Here is a 23,844-nt window from a genome sequence, read left to right on the forward strand (position 1 = left end):
GAATAAGCGATTGATGGCCGATGATACTCTGACCTACGAACTGGCCGGCGCCGCCCGACACCGCAAGGCGCGCCGCCCGCGACAGCGCGCGCGCGACACAAGGCGGGTTGCCGACGAACTGCTTGCGCGCTCACCTACCCAGCGCACAGGACACAAGGGCGAGCAGGCCGCCCGCGCCCATCTTGAAACGCAGGGGTTGACTATATTAGGCCACAACCTGCGCACCCGTACAGGAGAGTTAGACTTGGTGGCAGACGATGGCGGCACCCTGGTATTCATCGAGGTAAGGCTGAGGCAATCCAGCCAGTTTGGCGGCGCCGCCGCCAGCGTGACGCTCGAAAAACAGGCCAGGCTGGTTCGCGCCGCTCACGCCTGGCTGCCGACGCTGTGCAGGCGCTATTATGCGGGGCGCACACCGCCCTGCCGCTTTGATGTCGTGAGCCTGGAGCCAGGCGCCTTGCACTGGATACGCAACGCGTTTTCAACCTGACCCTCCCGCGTACGTACACGCGTTACGTCCCTTGACATCGTTTTTGTTTGAACATGAGATAATTGTGCTCATGGACATGACTTCCCACATGACAACGCATTTCGATGATGCGATTGATGCCCTGCGGGCCAGTGCGCAAGAGCTCGCCTCGCCGCTGGCAACGGCAGTCGACATGGTTTTCGGCACCCTGGCCAATAACGGAAAGGTGCTGGCCTGCGGCAATGGCGGCTCGGCAGCCGATGCGCAGCATTTCATTGCCGAACTGGTCGGCCGCTTCGAGCGCGACCGCCTGCCGCTGGCCGGCATCGCGCTCAACACAGACACCTCCATTCTTACAGCCGTCGGCAACGATTACGGCTTCGACTCGATCTTCGAACGGCAAGTCAATGCACTCGGGCAGCCCGGCGATGTGCTGGTGGCGATCTCCACCAGCGGGAACTCGCCCAATGTAATCCGGTCTATCGAGGCAGCCCACGATCGGGAGATGTCCATCATTGCCCTCACCGGCAAAGGCGGCGGCCAGATCACCACATTGCTCAACGAAACCGATGTGCACCTGTGCGTTCCTCACGACCGCACCATGCGCATCCAGGAAGTCCATATCGTTCTGCTTCATGCCCTTTGCGACGGCATCGATGCGCTACTGCTCGGAGACACTCTGTAATGCCTGCCACGTCCAAACGCTCCATCGCTCAACGCCTGCTGCTGGCGAGCCTTGCGCTTTCCTCGATTGCACCACTGTCCGGCTGCGGCCTGCTGGTGGTAGGGGGCACCGCCGCAACCACCGCTGTCGTTGCCACCGACCGGCGCACCGCAGGCGAACAGGTCGAGGACCAGTCCATTGAGCTCAAAGCCGCATCCGAAATGCGCAAGCTGTTCGAAGACCGCGCACGCGTTGCGGCCACCTCGTATGCCGGCGTGGTGCTGCTCACGGGCGACGTCCCCACCGAGCAGGACAAGCAAAAGGCCGAAAGCGTCGTTTCCAGGGTAGAAAAGGTCAACCGCGTGGTCAACCAGCTTCGCGTGGGCACCCTCACCGAGCTCAGCGTGCGCACCAACGACACCTGGCTCACGTCCAAGGTGCGCACCGCGCTCATCAACACCAAAGAAGTCCCCAGCCGCACCATCGTTGTGCAAACCGAAAGAAGCGTGGTCTATCTTCTCGGCAAGGTCACAGACGCCGAAGGCCAGCGCGCCGCCAAGGCCGCCGCCAGTGTCAGCGGCGTGAGCAAGGTAGTAAAATTGTTTGAAATCATTTCACCGGAAAGCCTGCGCGACCCAGGCGCGCCGGTTCCATCGAAGCCTGCCGAAACAACGGGCTCCGCCAATACCTTGTCCGACTCTACCGAGGAAGGCCCACAAGCCTTGCCTGTGCAATGAAAAAACTGCTTATCGGCCTTGTTGCCGTGCTGGCGCTGGCCGGCATCGGCATCTGGCAATTCGGCGGCACCAGCCAGGCGGCGCCCAATGTGGCGTTCACGACCATTTCCGGTCAAAAAACCAGCCTCGAGGACCTGCGCGGCAAGGTGGTGCTGGTCAAGTTCTGGGCCACCAGTTGCGTCACCTGTATTGCGCAAATGCCCGACATGATCGCCAACTACGACGCGTTGTCGTCCAAGGGCTATGAAACCATCGCGGTGGCCATGCAGTACGATCCACCTAATTATGTGCTCAACTACGCCGAAACCCGCAAGCTGCCATTCCCTGTCGTCATCGACGCGCAGGGAGAGCTGGCCAAGGCCTTCGGCGACGTCAAACTTACGCCCACCGCTTTCCTGATCGACAAGCAGGGCCACATTATCAAGCGCTATCTTGGCAATTACGACAAGACGGCATTCCTGACAACTGTGAACAAGGCCCTTGCCAGTTAAGCACATGACCACTTCCATCGACCCGGCCAGCCAACCCGCCACTGTCAAGGCGGAAGTACTCTCCGAGGCGCTGCCCTATATCCGCCGTTTTCACGGCAAGACCGTCGTCATCAAATATGGCGGCAACGCCATGACAGAAGAAGCGCTGCAGCGCAGTTTCGCGCATGATGTCGTGCTGCTCAAGCTGGTGGGGCTCAATCCCGTTGTCGTGCACGGCGGCGGCCCGCAGATCAACGCGGCGCTCAAGCGCATCGGCAAAGAAGGCACTTTCGTGCAGGGGATGCGCGTCACCGACGCCGAAACCATGGAAGTGGTCGAGTGGGTGCTGGGCGGCCAGGTGCAGCAGGATATCGTCATGATGATCAATGAGGCGGGCGGCAAGGCCGTGGGCCTCACAGGCAAGGATGGCTGCCTGATCCAGGCCAGGAAAAAAATGATGGCGGATGCCGACAACCCCGGCCAATGGCTGGATATCGGCTATGTGGGCGACATCACCCGCATCGAGCCCGCCGTCGTCAAGGCGCTGCAGGATGATCAGTTCATCCCTGTCATTTCCTCTATCGGCTATGGCGAGGACGGTACCGCATACAACATCAACGCCGACGTTGTCGCCGGCAAGATGGCAGAAGTGCTTGGCGCCGAAAAACTGGTCATGATGACCAACACCCCCGGCGTGCTGGACAGAAACGGCGAACTGCTGCGCAGTCTGTCTGCGCGCAATATCGACGAACTCTTTGCTGATGGCACGATATCAGGCGGCATGCTGCCCAAGATATCGTCTGCCCTGGATGCCGCCCGCAATGGCGTAACATCGGTGCATGTGGTCGATGGCCGGGTTCCCCACTGTCTGCTGCTCGAGATTCTGACCGACCGCGGCGTCGGCACCATGATCAGTTCTCACTAGGACGCATGTCCGCCCTGCGCCGTGCCCGTTCGCCCGCGCCGCCTGAAGCGGCGTCAGGCCCCCCGATCCGTGCGTTGCCCTCTTCCGGACGAGCCGCGCTGCGCAAAGCCGACAAACATCGTGTGCGCAAACTGGCGGGCGGCGCGCAATGCGCCCCCGTCTGGCTCTTTGATCTGGACAACACCCTGCATGACTGCTCGCGAGGCATTTTTGGCGCCATCGACACCGCCATGTCCCGAGCGGTAGCCGACACGCTCGGCCTGGAGAAGGCCGCCGCCGACGAAATACGACATCGCTACTGGAAACGTTACGGCGCCACCGTCATCGGCATGGTGCGCCATCATGGCGCACGCGCCGGGGATTTCCTGGAACGCAGTCACAATTTCGAGATCGCGCCGCTGGTACACAGCGAGCGCGGGCTGGCGCGCAAGCTGGCGTGCTTGCCCGGGCGCAAGATACTGCTGACCAATGCGCCTTTGCGCTACGCGCGCGAAGTCCTCAACACCCTGGGCATCCTGCATTGTTTCGACGGCCTCTGGGCCATTGACCACATGACACTGCAAGGCCGCATGCGGCCCAAGCCTTCCGCCGCGCTGATGCGGCAGGTGCTCGCGCGGCTGGGCGTGCCCGCCCGGCGTGTCATCCTGGTTGAGGATACCTTGCGCAATTTGCGCGGGGCGCGCCAGGTCGGCATGCGCACCGTACATGTGTTTCATCCTGGCACGCCTTTTTCCGCCCTGTACAGCGGCCGCGGTCTGTACGTAGACGCCCGGATCAATGCGATTGGCCATCTGTTGGTGGGCCGCTGCGGCCTGCGCATACCGCGCAGCCCGGATCACGAGTGAATCCCAGGCTCTGCCACTGCATCGACAGCGCGTCCAGACACAGCAGGCGGCCGGTGAGGGGCTCCCCCATGCCCGACAGCAGTTTGATTGCCTCAGCGGCTTGTGTGCTGCCTATGATGCCCACGAGCGGCCCAAGCACCCCTGTGGTTGCGCAATAGAGCTCGCGCGCACCTTCATGCTCGGGGAACAGACAGTGGTAGCACGGGGCATCAGGGCGGCGTAAATCGTAAACACTGACCTGCCCCGCGAAGCGGATGGCTGCGCCCGAGATCAACGGCTTGCCGGCCTTGACGCAAGCCCGGTTGACCTCGTGCCGGGTCGCAAAGTTATCGCAGCAATCCAGCACGAGATCAACCTGGGAAACCAGTTCGTCCAGCGCCAGGCCGTGCAATCGGGCCACCACCGCATCGATACGGATATCGGGGTTGATCTCCTGCAACATGCGCTTGCCCGATTCCGCCTTGGGCCAACCCACCCTGGGCGTGGTATGCAGTATCTGCCGTTGCAGATTGCTGAGTTCGACCTCGTCATCGTCGGCCAATATCAGATGGCCCACGCCCGCCGCCGCCAGATAGGTGGCTGCCGGCGAGCCCAGTCCGCCGGCGCCTACGATGAGCACGCTGGCCTGCTGGAGGCGCTCCTGACCTTCGATACCAAACTCATCGAGCAGAATGTGCCGCGCATAGCGCAATAACTGCTGATCATTCATTGCGTTACCGGCATAATTCCTTCGGGTGTAATGCGGAAATGCTCTACCGGCGCCCCGTTATTGGTTTTCTCTAGAGTTTTTTTTTCGGCCGCCGGCTTGTCGCTGCTGTGGTTGTTTCCGGATGAGGCAGGCTTGTCTTTGCGTTGCTCAGGGCCAGACGCGCCACGGCGGCCAGGCGTCGTGTCCGATGCCGTGCCGGCGTCTTGCTTGTCAGCGCCCTTGCGTGATTTTTCGGCCTGCGCCACCAGCTTGGGGTCATTCTGCTTGACCTGGCGCCCTTCCAGGAAATTGACCGCCTGAGAGAGCTGATAATCATCGTCGCCGCCAAACTCGAACATCTTGGGCGTGACATCGGACTCGGATTCTTCGATTTCGGGCACGACCGATTCGTCTTCGACGACATTGCCGTTGATCAAATGGCGTTGCAGATCGACTTCGCGTGGCAGGCGAAACAGATTGCCCTGCGCCGTGTCGTCGACCGTGATGTCGGGCTCCACGCCCGTGACCTGTATGGAACGGCCCGATGGCGTGTAGTAGCGCGCCGTCGTGAGCTTGATGCCGGTGTCTTCGCTAAGGGGAAGCACGCTTTGCACAGATCCCTTGCCAAAGGTGCGATTGCCCATGACCTTGGCGCGGCCATGATCCTGCAGTGCGCCCGCGACAATTTCGGAGGCCGATGCAGAGCCTACGTTGACCAGCACCACCATGGGAACGGTCTTGACCCAGTCGGCCACCTTGGCGCCGGACGCCGACTGCGCGGCCACATCGAAATAGCCGCGCATGTAATCTGCCGGCTTGGCATAGTAATTGCGATTGGATGAAGGGATGCGGCCCTTGGTGGACACGACCAGCACGTCTGGCTTGAGGAAGGCCGACGAGACGCCGATGGCGCTATCGAGCAACCCGCCCGGATCGTTGCGCAGGTCGAGCACCAGCGCCTTGGGCTTTTCTTTGGTGCTCAGCTCGCCCAATTGCCGGGTGAGGTCCTGCACGGTGCGTTCCTGGAACTGGGCAATGCGCACGTAGGCAATATCGTTGGGCAGCAATTTGCTGCGCACACTGCGCACCTTGATCAGATCGCGCACGATGTTCACGACCAGTGGCTTGTCGCGGCCCTTGCGCTGAATGGTGAGTTCGATGGTGGTCTTGGGCTCGCCGCGCATGAGCTTGATGGCGTCGCTGAGCGTCATGCCCTTGGTGGGCTTGCCATCAATGTGGGTGATGAGGTCGCCGGCCAGAATGCCCGCCCGCGCCGCTGGCGTATCTTCGATGGGCGCAATGACCTTGGGCATGCCGTCTTCGCTGCCGATCTCGATGCCCAGGCCGCCAAAACCGCCTTGGGTAATGGCTTCCATTTCCTTGAACGCATCGGCGTCCAGATACGCGGAATGCGGATCAAGGTCGCTGAACATGCCCTTGATGGCATCCTCGATGAGCTGCTTGTCGGTGACTGGCTCGACATAGCTGCTTTTGATGGCGCCGAATACATTGGCAAACTGCTGCAGGTCTTTGAGCGGCAATGGGTCGCCCCGCTGTGCAGCCGCTGTAATACCAAGGCTGACCAGCACACCGCCCAGCGCCCCCACTACCACCAAACCGAAGCTGCCTAACCTGCGAGTGCCCATGCATGTTCCCGATATGTTTTTCAAAATATTGTTCGCACCGTCAATCAATCGTGTCAAACAAATAGTACCGAAATTAACGCGACAGCCAAAGCAGCGGGTTTACGGGGGTTCCCTTATGCCGGATTTCAAAATAAAGACCCGGCTCAACCTGGCCCCCTGTTGCCCCCACCGCGGCGACCGTGTCGCCTGCCTTGACGATATCTCCTACCTGTTTTAACAGGCTCTGGTTGTAAGCATACACGGTAAGATACTGGTCGCCATGATCCACGATCATGATGTTGCCAAAACCCGCCAACCAATTGGCATATACGACACGGCCCGCCGCCACCACGCGCACCGGCGTGCCTTCTGACGCGCGCAGCACAATTCCACGCCACAGCCCGCCTTCCGGCCGTTGCGCACCAAATTTGCCCTGTATTTGACCCTTGACTGGGTAGGTCAGATGCTTGCCCAGGCCCTGGAAGCCGCCCGCCGGCACCGCCGGCTGCGCGCTTGGCGCCGCCTCGCCTGCCGGCGCAGTCCCGGGCGGTCGGATCCCCTCGACCGAGCCCCGGATCCGGGTAGCCTCCTCGCGCCGCTGGGCTTCGGCCTGCCGTGCCGCCTCGGCCTGTTGGGCCTGCTCGGCCTCCCGGGCCTGCTGGCGTGCCCGCTCCACCTGCTCACGAGCCCGCGCCGCTTCCTGAGCCTTTTGTTGCCGTTCGGCCTGCTCTTGAGCGCGTTGCGCGGCGAGTTCAGCTTCGCGGGCGCGTTCACGCTCGCGTTCCAGCGCCTGCCGACGCTCCAGCGCGGCTTTTCGGGCTTCTTCGGCCTTGCGGGCGGCCTCGGCGCGACGGCGGGCCTCTTCTGCCTTGCGGATTTCTTCCTGGCGCTTGATTTCGGCCTCAAGCCCCGTAATGAGCTCACCGAGCCGCTCATCGTTGCGCGACAGCGCTGCCGCCTGGCTCCGCTGCGTCTTGAGCGCCTGTTCGATACGGGCCAGTACGCGCTGACGTTCCGCCTTCTGCTTTTCGAGCGCCTGTTTTTCGCTCGTCGTTTGGTCTGCAACCTTTTCGAGCGCCTGCTTGCCAGCTTGCGCCTGATTCTGCAGCACGGCCAGCTCGTCGAGCGCCTGCCGCACGGCGCGTATCGCCTGGGCCTGCGACTGCGTGATGTAACCCAGATAGCTGAGATTGCGGCCTATCACCTGAGGATCATCGCCCGACAACAGCGCCGTCCAGGGCGACAGCCCGCCGGCGTACTGCGCGCGCAATTGGTCGCCCAGTTCGCCCTGACGTTCGGCCAGACGACCTTTTTGCGCGCTTATCTTGACGTTCAGGCCAGCGAGTTCGGCTTCAAGTTGCTTGCGGCGCGCATCCAGTTCGGCAAGCCGCCGATTGATATCGGAAATGGCGGACTCGGACGCCTTGAGTTCGTTCGCCGCATCACGGCGCGCGGACTCCTGGTTGTCGATTTCTTTTTGCAGCGCCGCGATGCGATCGCGCAGCTCGGCCTGCTGCTTGCGCGCGCTGGCCTGCTGCTGCGCAAGCGGAGCGTCCGCCCCCCATGCCAGCCCACCACTACAGAGGGCCAGAACCATGGAGGCTATCGCGCGCTGCGTCAACATCATTTAAGTACGGGCCTTGCCCTGGTTGGCCACGGCGGTCATGGCGGCCTCGATCTCGGCCGGATCGCCCAGATAGTAATGGCGTAGCGGTTTCAATTGGTCATCGAGCTCGTAGACCAGCGGCTGCCCCGTGGGGATATTCAACTGGGCGATATCGTCATCCGAAATATTGTCCAGATGCTTGACCAGCGCGCGCAAGCTGTTGCCATGGGCGGCGACCAGAACCCGGCGCCCAGACCGGATGGCGGGCGCAATGGAATCGTTCCAGAATGGCAGCACACGATCCACCGTGTCTTTCAGGCATTCGGTAGAGGGAAGCTGGTCGGCCGGAACCTTGCTGTAGCGCGGGTCAAAACGAGGGTGACGGGGATCATCCTGGCTCATGGGTTCGGGGGCGATGGCATAGGCGCGGCGCCACACCAGCACCTGCTCTTCACCGAACTTGGCGGCGGTTTCCGCTTTGTTCAAGCCTTGCAAGGCGCCATAATGACGCTCGTTCAGGCGCCAGCTCAGACCCACGGGCGTATGCATGGCATCCATGGCATCCAGGGCGATCCAGAGCGTGCGAATCGCGCGCTTGAGCACAGAAGAGAATGCCAGATCAAACTGAAAGCCGTTGTCCCGGAGCAGCTCGCCAGCCTGCCAGGCCTGTTTCCGTCCGGTGTCGGTAAGATCGACATCCTTCCAGCCGGTAAAACGGTTTTCGAGATTCCACTGGCTTTCGCCGTGGCGCATCAGGACGAGTTTATACATGATTGCTAACGCCTAAAAGTTGAAAATCGCGGACCATTTTATAATCCCCGGATTCTGCCCTGTATTCAGGGCCATGAACAGGCCGCCCGCCGGCCATAACAGGACACATCGTGGACTTTTTTCTTGACCAGACCAACCTCATCATTTTATTCACGGCCGTTGCTTCCGGCATCATGCTGCTCCTGCCCACTATTCTCAAGGGCGGCGCCAAAACCGTAAGCGTCAGCGAGGCCGTCCTGCTGGCCAACCAAAAACAAGGGGTCTTTGTCGACGTGCGCGGCCCGGAAGCGTTCAAGGCGGGCACGGTTCCCCAGGCACGCAGCCTGCCAGCCGCCGATATTCAAGCTAAACTGGGTTCTTTGCCCAAGGACAAGCCCATTATCGTTGTTTGCGATCAAGGCCGCGAATCCACACGTATTGTCGGATCACTGCGCAAACAGGGTTATGACCAGGCGGTGGGCCTCGAAGGAGGCCTGCGCAGCTGGCTGCAGGCAGGCATGCCGCTGTCCCGCAAACACTGAATTGTTTTATCAAGGACCATATCATGGCCAAGGTCACCATGTACTCCACGGGCGTCTGCCCCTTCTGCGTACGCGCTGAAATGCTGCTCAAGCAGCGCGGTGTCGCCGACATCGACAAAATCCGCATTGATCTCGATCCCGCCCAACGCGCCATCATGATGGAACGCACAGGGCGGCGCACCGTACCGCAGATCTATATTGGCGACACCCACGTGGGCGGTTACGATGAACTGGCTGCGCTGGACCGCGCAGACGGCCTCATGCCCCTGCTGCAGGCCGAATAACAATACTGAACTTCCCACACTGAACCTTACCTAACGGAACCGACATGGCCGACGAACAAAAGACCAACGCCCAGGAACAACAGCAAAACGCGCCAAGCTTCAGCCTGCAGCGCACCTACATCAAGGACCTGTCCCTGGAAATGCCGAACGCGCCACAGATCTTCCTCGAACAGGAAGGCCCCACGGTCGAGGTTTCCATCAATGTCGGCGGCCAGCGCCTGGCCGAAACCGTCTACGAAGCCACCGTGACAGCCACTGTCACCACGCGTATCCAGGATAAAGTCCTGTATCTGGTCGAAGCAACGCAGGCAGGCATTTTCGAAGCCGCCAACATCCCTGCTGAACAGCTCGATCCACTGCTCGGCATTGTGTGCCCGACCATGCTCTACCCCTATCTGCGAGCCAACGTCGCTGATGCCATCAACCGCACGTCGCTGCCCGCATTGCACCTGACCGAAGTCAACTTCCAGGGGCTGTACGAGCAGCGGCTGGCACAGGCCGCCGAGGAGCAAAAAGACGAGAAGGAATCGGGTCTGTACGTGCCTCCTGGCACAACCCGCCAGTAATTGCGATGAACGCAGTGGCGCCGCGTGTCGCCGTTCTAGGCGCAGGGAGCTGGGGCACGGCCCTGGCCGCGCTGGCAACCGCCAGGGCGAGCACACTGCTCTGGGCCCGCAACGCCGACATCGTGCGCGCCATTAATGCGCATCATGTCAACCAGCGGTATCTGCCGGATGTCGCGCTGCCCGATGCGCTGCGGGCGACGGCAAACCTGGATGAAGCCATCAGCCATGTCGCGCCATCCGGGCTGCCGAACGAATCGCGCGCGCCAATCGTCCCTGCCAATACGGCCGGGCCCCAGGCCGCCAACACACAGGTCGCCGGGAACAACCTCATTATTCTTGGCGTTCCGGTTGCGGGCCTCGCCGAGATCTGCAGGCAGCTTGCGGAACGGCTGGTCAACCGGCCACATCAGGGCTTGAGCGTGGTCTGGACCTGCAAGGGTTTTCATCACGAAACAGGCCAACTTCCCCACCAGATCGCCGCGTCCGCGTTTGCCGCGTTGCCCGGCGTGGGGCTGGGTGTGTTGTCCGGCCCTTCGTTCGCCCGCGAAGTCGCGCAAGGGCTGCCTGTCGCACTGACTATCGCCACCACCAGCTCCCCTACGGCGCAGCGCGTGGTCGACATCATGCACGGCCGCCTCGCCCGGATATACACCAGCACGGATATTGTCGGCGTTGAAGTCGGCGGCGCGCTCAAGAACATCATGGCCATAGCCTGTGGCATCGGCGATGGCCTTGGACTGGGCACCAATGCGCGCGCCGCGCTGATCACACGCGGGCTGGCCGAAATGCAGCGGCTGGGCCTGGCGCTGGGCGGTCAGGCAGAAACCTTTGCCGGCCTGACAGGCCTGGGCGATCTCGTGCTCACGGCCACGGGGCCGCTTTCTCGCAACCGGCAGGTGGGCGTCGCCATCGGCGAAGGCAAAACCCTGGAGCAGGCGCTGGCTGGCGGCATCACCGCCGAAGGCGCGCGCTGCGCCAGAGCGGCGCTGGCCCTCGGCCAACACATGGGGGTAGAACTGCCCATTACCCAGGCGGTATGCCAGGTGCTGTTCGAAGGGCTGTCGCCCCGCAAGGCGGTGTCGTCGCTGCTGGCCCGGGAAGCCCGGCCCGAAGCGCCGACCTGACGCGCCGCCGCGCCGGCCGGCATGGTTTTCATGCACGCTTGGGCGCCCGCCCTTTCAGCATCCCATGCCTTTCCCCGCTCAGCGGAACAAGAATGCGATTGAACAAGGAATACTCATGACAATGAATGTTTTTGCAGGCCGCCGATTGAGCCGGACGCTCGCTTTGCTGATGGGTGCTGGCGCACTCGCCCTGTCGATGTCGGCACAGGCCGCATGGCCAGAGAAGCCAATACAGATGATTGTGCCCTTTCCACCCGGATCGTCGCCGGATACGCTGGCGCGCGCCATTGCAGAGCCACTGTCGGCAGATCTGGGCCAGCCTGTCGTCGTGGAAAACAAATCTGGCGCGGGCGGCAATATCGGCACGCGGTACGCCAGTCGCGCCAAGCCTGATGGCTACACCTTGCTGCTGACCATCAACGGCCCCATGGTGACGGCGCCGGCACTCTACAAGAAAACACTGGGCTACGATCCGCTCAAGGATCTCGCGCCCATCAGCCTGGTAGGCACCAGCCCCAACGTGCTTGTGGTGCCGGAGAAGTCTCGAGTCAAGTCCGTCAAAGACTTTGTCGACGCGGCCAAATCCAGCCCCGGCGCGCTGAACTACGGCACGGTCGGCCCGGGCAGTTCGTCGCACCTGGGCATGGCCATGCTGGAGCACCAGGCGGATATCAAGCTGGAACAGATTCCCTACCCCGGCTTCCCGCAGGTCATCATGGCCATCATCAACAACGATGTACAGGCCGGCTTCATGGTGCCTGGCATCGCCATGCCCCAGGTGGCTGCCGGCAAAGCGCGCGCATTGGCCATTACCAGCCTCGAGCCCAGCGATGTGCTGCCCGGCATCCCGACGATGGCTTCGCAGGGCTATCCTGGCTTCGAATCCATTTCCTGGGATGCGCTGTTTGTGCCGGCCGGCACACCGGAGGATATCGTCGCGCGGCTGAACGCCACCGTCGGAAAAATCCTGCAACGCGACGACATACGCAAGCAAATGGCTGCGCTGTACTTTACGCCCGCGCCTTCCTCCCCTCAAGCCTTGACCGACCTCATCATCAACGAAACGGCGCGTTGGGAAGAATTGATCGATCGTCTTGGACTCTCTCTGGACTGATGGCTGGTACACCTATGCACAAGGCTGAGCACTCGACAGGCAGAGAAGGCCTGCAGGCCCTGGAGCAGCGCCTCGCTCAGGATCTGGCGTGGCTGGCGCTGCCTGCGCAGCCCTGGGTGCCCGCTGCGGACATTCATGGCCAACCTTTGCTGGATGTCGCCATCATAGGTGGCGGCATGGCCGGCATGGCGGCCGCCACCGCCCTCAAGCACCTGGGTATTTGCGCACCGATTTTCGACGCAGCGCCTGCGGGCTTCGAAGGCCCCTGGGCCACGACTGCGCGCATGGAAACCCTGCGCTCCCCCAAGCATCTCACGGGCCCGGCGCTGGGCCTGCCGGCGCTGACTTTTCGCGCCTGGTTCGAAGCTCAGTTCGGCCAGCAGGCCTGGGATGCGCTGGACAAGATTCCACGCCTGCAGTGGATGGACTATCTGCGCTGGTACCGCCGAGTCATGAAGGTGGATCTGCGCAACCAGCACGACGTATGCAATATCGTTCCGCATCCCGATTATGTACAGCTAGACATCCAGACACCCGACGGCGCCCGAACGGCCTACGCGCGCCGGGTCGTCTTGGCTACAGGCCGGGACGGCCTGGGCGGCGCCACCGTTCCCGACTTTATCCAGGGCGTCAGCCGCAAGCACTGGGCGCACTCGTCGGACGACACGGACTATGCCTCGCTGCGTGGGCTGCGTGTTGGTGTTGTCGGGGCTGGCGCATCGGCCATGGACAGCGCTGCCACCGCGCTGGAAAACGGCGCTGCCAGCGTAGACTTGCTTATCCGGCGCCCCGAGATGCCCAGCATCAACAAAAACAAGGGCGCCGGCCATCCCGGCTATGTGCACGGTTTCGCCGGCTTGCCTGACGAATGGAAATGGCGCATACGGCACTATATCAACGTCCAGCAGGTTCCCCCGCCGCGCGGCAGTGTGCTGCGCGTCTCCCGGCACCCTCAGGCCCGCTTTCATCTGGGCTCGCCTGTGCTGTCGGTGACCGAAGCCGGAAACACGCTGCAGGTCGCCACGCCTCGCAAAACCTTTGAGCTGGATTTTCTGGTACTGTCCACGGGCTTCTGTATCGATTGGAACAGCAGGCCGGAATATGCCATGATCGCGCCGCATCTACGGGTATGGTCCGATCGTTTCCAGCCCGAAGAAGGCGGGGACGATCGCGAATTGCGAGATTCGCCCGACCTCGGCCCGGCCTTCGAGTTTCAGGAAAAATCCCCGGGCGCACTGCCCGGGCTGTCCCGGGTGCATTGTTTCTGCTACCCCGCCACATTGACGCATGGCCAGGTCTCAGGCGATATTCCCGCCATCAGCGACGGTGCCGGCCGCCTCTCGCGAGGCATCGCCAGCCTGCTGCTGACTGAAACCGTCGCAACTCAGTTCGCGGATCTGCAGGCTTATGCCGAACCCGAAGTGTTTGGCGATGAATGGACACCCGCCGATTAAGGCAGCGCTACCCCCTTGCCGGACATGGCTGGCACATCCGCGCGCCAGCCGACCCACCTCACGCACAGCGCTGGATCAACATGGAGCCCAAAGATGGAACACCCCGCAGTATCACCCGCCACCGCCCATACGCCGGCCGATGACGTCATAGACATGGTCGTGGGGCTCACCCCCGACGATGCGCTCTATGCCACGCGCCACGCCCGTCAGAAAGTCGTCGACGCGACGCAGGCCAGTCATGCGCTGTTCTTTGCACCCGAGGGCCACCAACTGCCGCTGGGTGAGCGCCTGCTGATCGCTTTGCATGCCTGTCGCCTGTCGCACGCCGCAACGCTCACACAGCACTATCGCGCGGCGCTGCAAGCCAGCAGCGTCGATACCGCCGCCCTGGCAGCCGTTGAAGCCGGCGACATCGCAACCCTGCCGGACTCGCCCCTGAAAGCCATGCTGGTCTTCACTGAGACCCTGATCACCCGCCCCATTGAGGGTGACAAGGCTGCGCTGCAAGCCTTGCATACCGCGGGCCTGTCCACCCCCGATATCGTCACCCTGGCCCAACTGGTGGCCTATCTCTCGTACCAGATCAGAGTGGTCGCGGGCCTGTCGGCCATGAAAGCATCGGAGGCAGCATGAGCACAGTCATCAAAAACAACGGCTTTACCAACGAAACACTGGACTGGAAGGCGTGGCTGGACGTTGTGGATCCTGACACCGCCACGCCCGAACAGCAGGAAGTGCTGGGCATGAGCCATCCCAAGGCCAGGGTTCAGGACTACTATCTTTTTCTGGTGCATCAGCCCGCCATCCTGCGCCAGCGCTCCGAAGCCTTCAACGCCATCATGTATGCGCCGGGGGGTCTGGCCCGCGCGGACCGCGAGCTCAGTTCTCTGGTGGTGTCACGCATCAACGGCTGCGTGTATTGCGCCTCGGTGCACGCACAGCGTTTCGAACAGCTGGCCAAGCGCCATGACACCGTGGTGCAGGTGTTCGATGACCCGCACACGGCCGGCACCAACGCGCGCGAACAGGCGATCGTGAAGTTCTCGATACGCCTGACCGAAGCCCCGCAGGATATCGGCCCGGCAGATATACAGGCGTTGAAGGATGTTGGCCTGCCGGACAATGAAATTCTCGACTTGCTGCACGCGGGTTCCATTTTTGCCTGGGCAAACCGACTGATGCTGAACCTGGGTGAGCCCGAGCTTGCAAAACAAGAAGGCTGAGTCGGGCCGCGTGACGATGCGGCAAACGCAGGCAAGCCTGGTGAATATCCAGGCTCGCGCGCTGCGTGTCTGCGGTTGGCTTATTGGGGAGTGAGCCCTGCCGCCTCGACAACCTGCGCCCATTTGACGCGGTTTTCGTGGACCAGTTGAGTGAATTCCTCTGGTGAACTGACGTGTATGGTGTTGCCCGTAGCGCTCAGGCGTTTGATGACCTCGGGGTTCTCCACGGCACGGGACGCTGCGGCGTTGATTTTTTCGACCAGCGCCGGATCCATGCCTTTGGGCCCGAACAAACCGAACCAGATGTAGCTGTCGAAGCCAGGAATGGCCTTTTCGGCGATAGTGGGCACCTCTTTGATGACATCGATACGCTTGGCTGTGGACACGCCCAGCAACCGTACCTTGCCGGCCTTGTATTGCCCCAACACTGTTTGCACCTGATTGAAAATGCAGCAGGTTTCCCCCTTGACCACGGACTGCAAGGCCTCGGGCCCGCCCTTGTAGGGCACATGCACCATCTTGAGCTTGGCCTTGGCGTTGAACTCTTCAAAAGCCAATTGTGTGCCCGTACCAATGCCGGTAGAGGCAAAATAGTATTTGTTGGGGTTGGCCTGGACCTCGGCAATGAACTCTTCGACCGTGTTGACGTCGATGACGTCGGGGTTGATGGTGAGCACATTCGAGACATCGACCAAAGGCGCGATCGGGGTGAAGTCCTTTTCGACGTCGAAAGGCAGCTCTTTGTAAATGGCGGGATTGATGCCGTGGGTTGCAGCCGTGCCCAACAAAATGGTGTAGCCATCAGGCTGGGCGCGCGACACCGCGGCGGAAGCAAGGTTGCCGCCCGCCCCCGCGCGATAGTCGATGACCACGGTAGCGCCCAGCGCCTGCTGCAATGGTTCCTGGATGCTTCGTGCGATGACGTCGACGCCTGAGCCTGCCGAAAACCCCATCAGCATGGTGATGGGACGATCCGGCCATTCGGCGGCCAGACTGCCGGCACAGGCCGTTAGCAGGGCCAGCCCGGCGGCCAGGGATTGCGTAGCGCGAAACACAGAACGATGAGATAAGGAGGAGAGAGCCATGCTGAACACCTGATTCGGATCAAGAAGAGGAGGATCTACCTTAGCAGGAACCGCAGAAAATGACGATAAGCCGGAACAGCATTATTTATATAAAAAACATATATGTAAATTATTTTTATGTTCCGTATCTATCTATAAGAAAACGATCAGACTGCGCCAGCGTAACCCGCCTGGCGCCAGGCTTCGAATACGGTCACCGCGACTGCATTGGACAGATTGAGGCTACGCTGCTCGGGCATCATGGGCAGCCGCAACCGCTGCGATGGCCCGAACAAGGCCATCTGCGCTGCGGACAGGCCCGCGGTTTCCCGACCAAACACAAATATGTCCCCGGGCCGCAAAGGGGTTGCGCCCAGTTGTTGATGCCCCTTGGTGGTCAGTGCAAAGCGGCGCGCTGGATCGCCGCCGATCGCCTCCAGGGCGATCTCCAGGCTGTCGTGTACGCGCATGCGCGCCCATTCGTGGTAATCGAGCCCGGCACGCTTGAGCTTCTTGTCGTCAAGTACAAAACCGAGCGGGCGGACAAGGTGCAAATACGCACCCGTGTTGGCGGCCAGTCGTATGACATTGCCAGTATTGGGCGGGATTTCAGGCTCTACCAGAATGATGTGAAACATAGGAATCCATAGGTTAGTTCAGCCGTGTGGCGTGCGCGCCAGCACCAGCCCGCACACCGACGCAGCGCCGGCGCCCTTGAGTACCGTCGCGATGCTGTGCAGCGTGCTGCCTGTCGTCAGCACATCATCGACCACACCAATGTGCAGGCCATCAACATGCCGGGCACAATCGTACAGCGAATGCGCATTGCGCATGCGCTCAGCGCGCGGCAGCCCCGCCTGCCGTCTGCCCTCATGTACGCGGCGCAACAGCGCTGGCTGGCAGGGCAGGTTCAGTTGCCGCGCCAAATGGCGCGCAATTTCAGCTGCCGGATTGAAGCCGCGCTGCAGAATCCCCGCACGGCGCGCAGGCACGGGCGCCAGCATTGTATTGTCCGGCAGCTTTGCCTGGCGGGCGGCGCGCGCCAACAGACGCGCCAGCATGGGCGCAAGCACAAAGCGGTACCCGGATTTCAGCCGATGCACCAGAAAATCACCTGGTTCTGTGTAGTCGAAGGCGATGACGACCCGGTCAAACGCGGGGGCTCGCGCACGGCAGTCCGCGCAGCGACCGTCTTGCGCAAGCGCAAGCTGGCACACCGGACAGCGCGGCCCGCTGGCACGTAGTGTGCGCATGACGCTCTGATCGCACGCCATGCACAAATCGCCGCCACGTGATGCGCACTCACACAGCGGGCAGGCGGTGGGCACCAATTCGCGCAGTCGTGACAGATAAGCCATAATGGTATTTTTTCCGATTGGACAAGACAGTTTTACGGGCTCTGGTCATCTCAGCACGATTGCCCGCCAGCCGCCAGTCCTCGCGTCCTCTTATGTCACAGCCGCCTTCCCTGCGCATTGCCACCGGACATGTCAGCCAGCAGTTCGCTCGCCGCAGCCCGCTCGATGCCGCCCAGTTTTTCTACGGAGAAATTGCCCAGCGCATGCTCCAGCGCCTGAGTGTCATCCGCATGACACCCGGCACCGTCCTGGACGCTGGCTGTGGCGCAGGCCATGCGCTGGAGCCTTTGCGCGCGCGCTATCCCGCCATCGACTACACCGGCCAGGACAGCTGCGCCGCCTTGCTCGACGTCGCGCGCGACCGCTATCTGACCAAACCTGGCCTGTGGCAACGGTTGCGCAACAAGCCAATGCGGCCTGTCCAGTTTTCCCTGGCCGATCTGGCTGAATCGAGCCTGCCACCCGAAAGCATCGAGCTGGTCTGGTCCAATATGGCGTTGCACTGGCATCCCGAACCACATCATGCCCTGGCCGAATGGCGCCGCATTCTCAAGCCAGGCGCGTTGGCCATGTTTTCCTGCCTGGGTCCCGGTTCGCTCAAGGAAGTGCGCCAGGCCATTACCGATGCAGGCCTGAACACCGCAACCCCGGCGTTCGTGGATATGCATGATTTCGGTGACCTGCTGCTCGTCCACGGATTCGCGGACCCCGTCATGGATCAGGAGCTCATCACGCTGACCTACCGCACGCCCGAGAAGCTGCTCGAAGACTTGCGCGCGCTGGGCGGCAATCCCAGCCTGGATCGCAAACCCGGTCTGTCGGGCCGCGCATGGCGCCAGCGCTTGCTCGACGCGCTGTCGGCACAACGCCATATCGACGGCACGATACATCTGACCATGGAAGTTGCTTATGGGCATGCGTGGCGCACCGCCTCTCGGCGCTTGCCTTCGGGCGAAACGCGCATTTCGGTGGGCGCCATAGGGCGAAGCGGCGCATCAGGGCCGCGCGTCGTACCCCGCAACAAGCCTGGCGAGGATTAGCGCTGCGGCATTGACGATTGACGCTGGCTGCGAACATGCACCATCAGAAGCATGGCATGCGTGTTGCGCGCATGCCGGTGAAGCAGTGCAAGCCGAAAAGGGCCGCTATGAATTACTGGAGGACTGCTTGCGGCGCGAGGAATCTATCCCTAGCTGCTTGAGCTTGCGATACAGGTGCGTGCGCTCGAGCCCGGTTTTTTCGGACACCCGCGTCATGCTGTGGTTTTCGCGGCCCAGATGATATTCGAAGTAGATACGCTCGAATTCATCACGCGCGTCGCGCAGCGGCTGATCGAGCGAGATACTGCCCAACAGCGAATTGTTGGCGGGCTGCATGGCTTCGGCAGCAACATCCTCCATGGCCGATGTCGTGAGCGGCTGCGCGCGTACCGCCTGCGATTGCCCGGATATCAACGAATCGGCTTGCTCCATACGCGCAGCAGCCACGGCGGCAGGCGTGACGACTGGCCTGGCCAGGCCCGCCGCGATTGTCTTGAGCAGCTTCTGCAGGGTAATGGGCTTTTCGAGAAAATCCACCGCACCGATGCGTGTGGCTTCAACCGCGGTATCCACCGTGGCATGCCCGCTCATCATGATGACAGGCATATCGAGCAGGCCTTGCGAGCTCCATTCCTTGAGCAGGCTTACGCCATCGGTGTCCGGCATCCAGATATCGAGCAGGACGAGATCGGGGCGCGCGCGCAGGCGCGCGGCCCTTGCCTGCGCGGCATTCTCGGCGAGTTCGACCGTGTGGCCTTCGTCGTAAAGAATCTCGGACAAAAGTTCACGAATACCTATTTCGTCGTCAACAACCAGAATTCTGGCCATATGGCATCACCTATTTATTTTCTGAATTATCGTATCGTTGCACGCTGCCGTCCAGCGCAGGCCGCGTATCGGCCAGCCGAGTCAGGAGAATGGATATACGTGCCCCACCCTCACGGCGATTGGATACATCGATCCTGCCGCCGTGTTCTTCCACGATTTTTTTAACTATAGCAAGTCCTAGCCCTGTACCGCCCGTCTTTGTCGTGACATACGGCTCAAACACCCGGGTAATCACTTGCGGCGCAAAGCCCGGGCCATTGTCGGACACGGTCAAACGCACGGCAGGCTGGTCGGCCCGGCCTTCGCTGGGCGTATGTGTCAAGCGGGTCTGAACAAAAATCCTGGCCTCTGACATCGGCTGCTCTTGTGTCGCGGCGTCACGCGCATTGGCCAACAGATTGTGGATGATCTGGCGCAGTTGGGTGGGATCGCCCTCTATCTGCGGCAGGTCGGCATCGAAGCTAACCTCCATGCCTGGCGCGGGCACATGCACCCGCCCACCCTCGCCTGACGGATCCCATCCATACAGCGACAGCACATCACCCACCAGGGCGTTGATATCGATAGGCTGCATCTGGGCCGGCGGCGTACGCGCATATTCGCGGAAGTCATCCACCATTTTCTTGAGCGAGGACACCTGATTGACGATGGTATTTGTCGAGCGCGTGACCATGGCCGCATCGTCTTCGCTGAGCCGTCCGTCCAGCTTCATGGCCAGGCGCTCGGCGGACAGCTGTATGGGTGTCAGCGGATTCTTGATCTCGTGCGCCAGCCGTCGCGCGACTTCGCCCCACGCGACAGTACGATTGGCGGAGATCACTTCGCTGATATCGTCGAACACGACCAGATAACCATTGCCGCGCCCATCAACGCTCAAATGCGTGCCGCGTGCAAGCAGGGTAACGACGTGTTTTTTTGTTTCGTTGTCCGTTGCCGCCTCCAGCGCCAGCTCGAATTGCTGCTGCCAGTACAGGCGCTCGGAGCCCACTGCGGCATGCGCGGCAAACGCCTGGCGTATCAAATGCGCAAGTTCGAAGGCGCCGTCTACGGTTTCGAGCGGGCTGCCCTTGATCGACCGCAAGTCGACGCGCAGGATGTCCTGCGCCCCATGGTTGAACATCGTAACCCGAAAGCCTTCGTCAAAAACCAGCACGCCCGAGGACATATGGCTGAGCACAGACTCCAGATATACGTTGGAACGCTCGAGCTGCTGACGATTGTTCTCGACCATGTGGCGTGCTTCGTCCAGTTGACGCGTCATGGCATTGAATGAACGCGTAAGCTGGCCAACCTCGTCTTTTTCGGGCGGCTCCGGCAGCGGCCGGTAATCGCCCACCCCTACCGCCTGTGTTCCTGCCGCAAGCGTCAACAGCGGCCGCACCAGGCGGCGCGACACCGCCAGCGCGACAACCATGGCGGCAAACACCGCCAGAATCAAGGCCAGCGTCAGCGTAATGCCGTAGAGCTTGCGCAGGCCCAGTCGCGACAAGGCCAGCTCCTGGTAGTCGCGAAAGCCCTGCTGCACTTGATTGGCATTGCGGGCGATCTGTTCAGGCACAGCCTCGATCACCTGCAGCCAGCGGCTGTCGGACGACACGCCGAACGACGACGCCAGTCTGTCCGGCGTGGCGACCGGCACCACCACGCGCAGATGCAGTCCGGTTCCGGCGATGCCCCTGGTGTCGGGCTGCTCTGCCAGATCATCTGCCTCGGCCGCCGAGTAAGAGCGCGACACGCGCAGCTGGTTCATGACGCTGACAGGCGGCAGGTCAGGCAGCAACTGGCCATAGGCCGATGATGAAAACGCGACCAGGCGCCCATTGCCGGTAAACACCATGGCTTCGGATACATCGCTGGTTTCGCGCAGGCGGGTGATGGCCAGCGCCATATCGGAATCGCTTGAGTTCCCCAGGCGCGCCGCCATGTCCTTGGCGCGGCCGTTGAGGGATTCGAGCTGGGAGTCCAGCGCAGCGCGGCCCAGATTGAGCCCAGCCTCGAGCGCGCTGTCTACCCGGACGTTGAACCAGGACTCGATGGACCGCGACATGAACTGCACGGACAGCACATAGATGAGCGCGCCAGGCACTACACCGATGAGCGCAAAATACAGGGCAAAGCGGGCAGTGATGCGCGCGCCGAACTGGCGCCTGCGCACTTGATTGGCCAGCCTGACGGCAAGCACCACCACCCACGACACCAGTGCCACGGCAAGCACGCCATTGAGCACCAGCAATGTGTCGTACTGCTGGGCATAGCGTGATGCGTTGGCCGTGGACCAGCCCAGCAACACGAGCAGGGCCAGCGCGCTACAGGCCGCGACAACAAGCGCCACCCGCAAGCTCCAGCGAACTAGTGCCGGGGCGCGTCGACGGAGATCGAAAAGGTGAAGTTTTTCCATGGGGTCGCAAGAGACCAGGCACTGCTGTTATAGGCGTCGACCCGAAACGGCCGGGCCAGCATAGAAGTATCGAGCCGCAACCGCAGGCGGCCCACGTATTGTTGATCCAGATCGAGCTGATCGATGTCGGCAACCGCCCAGCCCCGAATATTGCGCACCAGGGAGAGCGCGTCTTCGAGGGATGATTCCGGCATGGAGAGGTCGCCCGTGCCAGCGCGCCACTGGCGCGTCAGGGCGTTGTAGACAATGCGCCAGGTAAGCTCTTCGTCCACGACTTTCTTGTCAAACCACCACCAGCGCTTGGAGACAATTTCGAGATCAGCAGTGAAATAGATAGGCACGCCTTTCTGGGCCACATTACGCAGATCGCCGGTGACGTTCAGATCGATATCCGCGTCGATGTACAGCTTGCCATCGCGCACGACCGGCTCGACCCGCGTCACTTGCTCGCCCGCCACGGGCGCATCCGTGTCCGCGTGGGCCACCAGAAAGACAGACAGCAGCACAGGGAGCAAAAATCGCAGCATCAACCCACCGACAGACAAACAGCCAAAGCGCTATTTTTGACGACTCACGCTTTCTTGGCAAACAAGGCATAGAAAAAACCATCCTGCGTTACCTTCTCTCCGTCCGGCAAAGGCAGCATCTGGCCGGGTGCGTCAAGCCGGCTGGCGTCGGCATGGCGCTTTGCGAACTGTACAGCCTGCAGCTCGCCTTCTTGCGGAAAAATGGAACAGGTTGCGTACAGCAGATGGCCTCCAGGCCTGACAGTCTGCCACAGCGCATCGACAATGCGGCCTTGCAGGGCCGCGGTGCGCGGGATATCCCGTTCCCGCCGCAACCAGCGGATATCCGGATGACGGCGCAGCACACCCGACGCCGTGCAGGGTACATCGGCCAGCACCGCGTCATAAGCTTGGCCATCCCACCACGCCGACAGATCAGCGGCATCGGCGCACACCATCTGAACCGACGGCCCATCCAGCCCAAGCCGCTGCAGGTTCTGCCGCACGCGCTCCAGCCGCTGCGCGTCCGCGTCCAGGGCCGTCAACTCAACGTCGACACGCTCCAGTATATGGGCAGTTTTGCCGCCAGGCGCAGCGCAGGCGTCCAATACGCGCATGCCCGGCTGCAACGGCAGCAGCCGCGCCGCCTTCTGGGCAGCCAGATCCTGCACCGACCACCAACCCTGCTCGAAACCCGGAATCGCCTGCACCGGCCGCGGCGCGACCAGGGCCAGCGCATCGGGACCGGCCTGAAAGGCGTCTATTCCGGCCTCTTCGAGCGCCCGGAGCATCTCCGCAACGCTGCTGCGCCGGACATTCACACGCAGAATCATAGGCCCGGGAAGGTTGGCGGCCTCGAGCAACTGCTCCCATTGCGCTGGGTAGGCGCGGCGCAGCTTCTCGATCCACCATTCGGGATGGTTGTAGAAAGCTTCCGGGTTTTGCCGCGCCTGCGTTAAAATGCTTGGTCTTTCGCGCAGAAAGGTTCTTAACGTACCGTTCAGCAGCGCTTTGAATGGCCGCAGGCTGCGCTGGCTGTCCATCGCCTTGACGGCCTGGTCCACCACAGTATGGGGGGCATACACAGGCTGGTAGCGGCGCGGGTCGCCGGGGCGGGAAGCATCATCCCTGTGCTGGCTGGTGCGATCGGGCCGCCTGCCACGCGGCGCATCGCCCGGCAAAGCGCCCTCGGGGCCCTGTCCGTCGGCCGCAGCGTATTCCGCCGCGGTGTCCAACAGGGCCAGGGCCACCAGAAGCATGGCGTCAACCAAGGCATCGGGCGGCTGTCGCCGCACCAGTATTTGTTTGATTTCACGCGCCAGCCCGAGCTGGCGCATGGTATGAAAAGCCACCGCCTGCGCGGGCGCTCGTAATGCAGAAGGCGTGGTTGCCAGGCTGTCGGACAAAGACCGCCCTGCCAGCACGGCGCGCACATTGTGCGCGCTGGCCAGCATGATGTCGCTCAATGCCTCGCTGTGGGCTTGCTTGCTAGGATTTTCTGGCACAACTCTTACAACCTGCATCTGTTCGCTGTGTACCGGACTTTATCATCAATTCGAATCGC

26 protein-coding genes are annotated in these 23,844 nt (G+C 61.9%); 15 read left to right on the forward strand and 11 right to left on the reverse strand.

All coding sequences use genetic code 11. The features are described 5' to 3' along the window. Window positions 1–13 precede the first annotated feature (13 nt). From ERE07_RS11015 to ERE07_RS11040, 6 genes are all read left to right on the forward strand, one after another. On the forward strand, window positions 14–490 hold the full coding sequence (locus ERE07_RS11015; protein ID WP_130008869.1) for a YraN family protein: 477 nt from the start codon (window positions 14–16) through the stop codon (window positions 488–490). Window positions 491–560: 70 nt separating this feature from the next. Next, complete coding sequence (locus tag ERE07_RS11020; protein ID WP_167670839.1) at window positions 561–1,154, forward strand: phosphoheptose isomerase; 594 nt, start codon at window positions 561–563, stop codon at window positions 1,152–1,154. Beyond that, on the forward strand, window positions 1,154–1,870 hold the full coding sequence (locus tag ERE07_RS11025) for a BON domain-containing protein (protein WP_130008870.1): 717 nt from the start codon (window positions 1,154–1,156) through the stop codon (window positions 1,868–1,870). The genes ERE07_RS11020 and ERE07_RS11025 overlap by 1 nt, the downstream gene beginning before the upstream one ends. Continuing rightward, complete coding sequence (locus ERE07_RS11030; RefSeq protein WP_130008871.1) at window positions 1,867–2,361, forward strand: peroxiredoxin family protein; 495 nt, start codon at window positions 1,867–1,869, stop codon at window positions 2,359–2,361. The genes ERE07_RS11025 and ERE07_RS11030 overlap by 4 nt, the downstream gene beginning before the upstream one ends. A 4-nt stretch (window positions 2,362–2,365) precedes the next feature. Next, window positions 2,366–3,265 carry an acetylglutamate kinase gene (gene argB / locus ERE07_RS11035; RefSeq protein ID WP_130008872.1) on the forward strand — a complete coding sequence of 300 codons (900 nt, stop codon included), beginning with the start codon at window positions 2,366–2,368 and terminating at the stop codon, window positions 3,263–3,265. A 5-nt stretch (window positions 3,266–3,270) separates the two neighbouring features. Continuing rightward, window positions 3,271–4,110, forward strand: coding sequence for a pyrimidine 5'-nucleotidase (locus ERE07_RS11040; protein ID WP_130008873.1), 840 nt, complete (start codon window positions 3,271–3,273; stop codon window positions 4,108–4,110). Here ERE07_RS11040 and ERE07_RS11045 read toward each other — a convergent pair. The 4 genes from ERE07_RS11045 to gpmA all read right to left on the reverse strand — a co-directional run bounded on the left by ERE07_RS11045 (window position 4,040) and on the right by gpmA (window position 8,800). Continuing rightward, window positions 4,040–4,819 carry a HesA/MoeB/ThiF family protein gene (locus tag ERE07_RS11045; protein ID WP_130008874.1) on the reverse strand — a complete coding sequence of 260 codons (780 nt, stop codon included), beginning with the start codon at window positions 4,817–4,819 and terminating at the stop codon, window positions 4,040–4,042. The genes ERE07_RS11040 and ERE07_RS11045 overlap by 71 nt on opposite strands. Continuing rightward, window positions 4,816–6,444, reverse strand: a complete 1,629-nt coding sequence (locus ERE07_RS11050; protein WP_130008875.1) for a S41 family peptidase — start codon at window positions 6,442–6,444, stop codon at window positions 4,816–4,818. Before ERE07_RS11050 ends, ERE07_RS11045 begins: the two co-directional genes overlap by 4 nt. Before the next feature lie 73 nt (window positions 6,445–6,517). Next, complete coding sequence (locus ERE07_RS11055; RefSeq protein WP_245153635.1) at window positions 6,518–8,050, reverse strand: murein hydrolase activator EnvC family protein; 1,533 nt, start codon at window positions 8,048–8,050, stop codon at window positions 6,518–6,520. Beyond that, window positions 8,051–8,800, reverse strand: coding sequence for a 2,3-diphosphoglycerate-dependent phosphoglycerate mutase (gpmA, locus tag ERE07_RS11060; protein ID WP_130008876.1), 750 nt, complete (start codon window positions 8,798–8,800; stop codon window positions 8,051–8,053). Between the two features lie 110 nt (window positions 8,801–8,910). Here gpmA and ERE07_RS11065 point away from each other — a divergent pair, with 110 nt between their 5' ends. The 8 genes from ERE07_RS11065 to ERE07_RS11100 all read left to right on the forward strand — a co-directional run bounded on the left by ERE07_RS11065 (window position 8,911) and on the right by ERE07_RS11100 (window position 15,086). Continuing rightward, entirely contained in the window at window positions 8,911–9,321 is a 411-nt protein-coding gene (locus tag ERE07_RS11065) for a rhodanese-like domain-containing protein (protein ID WP_245153636.1), read from the forward strand. A 23-nt stretch (window positions 9,322–9,344) separates the two neighbouring features. Continuing rightward, window positions 9,345–9,605 (forward strand): glutaredoxin 3, encoded by a 261-nt coding sequence (grxC, locus tag ERE07_RS11070; RefSeq protein ID WP_130008877.1) that lies wholly within the window; start codon window positions 9,345–9,347, stop codon window positions 9,603–9,605. A gap of 44 nt (window positions 9,606–9,649) precedes the next feature. After that, the gene (gene secB / locus ERE07_RS11075) at window positions 9,650–10,171 is read left to right on the forward strand and encodes a protein-export chaperone SecB (RefSeq protein ID WP_130008878.1); all 522 of its coding nucleotides are present in this window, start codon (window positions 9,650–9,652) and stop codon (window positions 10,169–10,171) included. Between the two features lie 5 nt (window positions 10,172–10,176). Beyond that, the gene (locus tag ERE07_RS11080; protein ID WP_130008879.1) at window positions 10,177–11,295 is read left to right on the forward strand and encodes an NAD(P)H-dependent glycerol-3-phosphate dehydrogenase; all 1,119 of its coding nucleotides are present in this window, start codon (window positions 10,177–10,179) and stop codon (window positions 11,293–11,295) included. Between the two features lie 121 nt (window positions 11,296–11,416). After that, on the forward strand, window positions 11,417–12,409 hold the full coding sequence (locus ERE07_RS11085) for a Bug family tripartite tricarboxylate transporter substrate binding protein (RefSeq protein WP_130008916.1): 993 nt from the start codon (window positions 11,417–11,419) through the stop codon (window positions 12,407–12,409). Next, window positions 12,409–13,863, forward strand: a complete 1,455-nt coding sequence (locus tag ERE07_RS11090; RefSeq protein ID WP_245153638.1) for a flavin-containing monooxygenase — start codon at window positions 12,409–12,411, stop codon at window positions 13,861–13,863. The genes ERE07_RS11085 and ERE07_RS11090 overlap by 1 nt, the downstream gene beginning before the upstream one ends. Window positions 13,864–13,956: 93 nt before the next feature. Then, window positions 13,957–14,496, forward strand: coding sequence for a CMD domain-containing protein (locus ERE07_RS11095; RefSeq protein WP_130008880.1), 540 nt, complete (start codon window positions 13,957–13,959; stop codon window positions 14,494–14,496). Continuing rightward, window positions 14,493–15,086 carry a peroxidase-related enzyme gene (locus ERE07_RS11100; RefSeq protein WP_130008881.1) on the forward strand — a complete coding sequence of 198 codons (594 nt, stop codon included), beginning with the start codon at window positions 14,493–14,495 and terminating at the stop codon, window positions 15,084–15,086. Before ERE07_RS11095 ends, ERE07_RS11100 begins: the two co-directional genes overlap by 4 nt. An 80-nt stretch (window positions 15,087–15,166) precedes the next feature. Here ERE07_RS11100 and ERE07_RS11105 read toward each other — a convergent pair whose 3' ends face one another. The 3 genes from ERE07_RS11105 to ERE07_RS11115 all read right to left on the reverse strand — a co-directional run bounded on the left by ERE07_RS11105 (window position 15,167) and on the right by ERE07_RS11115 (window position 17,508). Then, complete coding sequence (locus tag ERE07_RS11105) at window positions 15,167–16,171, reverse strand: Bug family tripartite tricarboxylate transporter substrate binding protein (protein ID WP_130008882.1); 1,005 nt, start codon at window positions 16,169–16,171, stop codon at window positions 15,167–15,169. A gap of 146 nt (window positions 16,172–16,317) precedes the next feature. Further along, window positions 16,318–16,788 carry a tRNA (cytidine(34)-2'-O)-methyltransferase gene (locus ERE07_RS11110; RefSeq protein WP_130008883.1) on the reverse strand — a complete coding sequence of 157 codons (471 nt, stop codon included), beginning with the start codon at window positions 16,786–16,788 and terminating at the stop codon, window positions 16,318–16,320. An 18-nt stretch (window positions 16,789–16,806) separates the two neighbouring features. Next, window positions 16,807–17,508 carry a ComFC family protein gene (locus ERE07_RS11115; RefSeq protein WP_130008884.1) on the reverse strand — a complete coding sequence of 234 codons (702 nt, stop codon included), beginning with the start codon at window positions 17,506–17,508 and terminating at the stop codon, window positions 16,807–16,809. A 92-nt stretch (window positions 17,509–17,600) separates the two neighbouring features. Between ERE07_RS11115 and ERE07_RS11120 the strand changes: the two genes are divergently transcribed. Then, complete coding sequence (locus tag ERE07_RS11120) at window positions 17,601–18,548, forward strand: methyltransferase domain-containing protein (protein WP_130008885.1); 948 nt, start codon at window positions 17,601–17,603, stop codon at window positions 18,546–18,548. 105 nt (window positions 18,549–18,653) lie between these two features. Here ERE07_RS11120 and ERE07_RS11125 read toward each other — a convergent pair whose 3' ends face one another. Genes ERE07_RS11125 through rsmB form a run of 4 tightly spaced genes read right to left on the reverse strand, consistent with a single transcriptional unit; the run spans window position 18,654 to window position 23,785 of the window. Further along, the gene (locus ERE07_RS11125) at window positions 18,654–19,376 is read right to left on the reverse strand and encodes a response regulator (protein ID WP_130008886.1); all 723 of its coding nucleotides are present in this window, start codon (window positions 19,374–19,376) and stop codon (window positions 18,654–18,656) included. Window positions 19,377–19,386: 10 nt separating this feature from the next. Beyond that, window positions 19,387–21,774 carry a sensor histidine kinase gene (locus ERE07_RS11130; RefSeq protein WP_130008887.1) on the reverse strand — a complete coding sequence of 796 codons (2,388 nt, stop codon included), beginning with the start codon at window positions 21,772–21,774 and terminating at the stop codon, window positions 19,387–19,389. Beyond that, window positions 21,726–22,301, reverse strand: coding sequence for a DUF4390 domain-containing protein (locus tag ERE07_RS11135; RefSeq protein ID WP_130008888.1), 576 nt, complete (start codon window positions 22,299–22,301; stop codon window positions 21,726–21,728). The genes ERE07_RS11130 and ERE07_RS11135 overlap by 49 nt, the downstream gene beginning before the upstream one ends. A gap of 44 nt (window positions 22,302–22,345) precedes the next feature. Further along, window positions 22,346–23,785 (reverse strand): 16S rRNA (cytosine(967)-C(5))-methyltransferase RsmB, encoded by a 1,440-nt coding sequence (gene rsmB, locus ERE07_RS11140; protein ID WP_425330974.1) that lies wholly within the window; start codon window positions 23,783–23,785, stop codon window positions 22,346–22,348. Window positions 23,786–23,844 lie beyond the last annotated feature (59 nt).

It is taken from the genome of Allopusillimonas ginsengisoli (assembly GCF_004153455.1).
In the GTDB taxonomy this organism is placed as follows: domain Bacteria; phylum Pseudomonadota; class Gammaproteobacteria; order Burkholderiales; family Burkholderiaceae_B; genus Allopusillimonas; species Allopusillimonas ginsengisoli.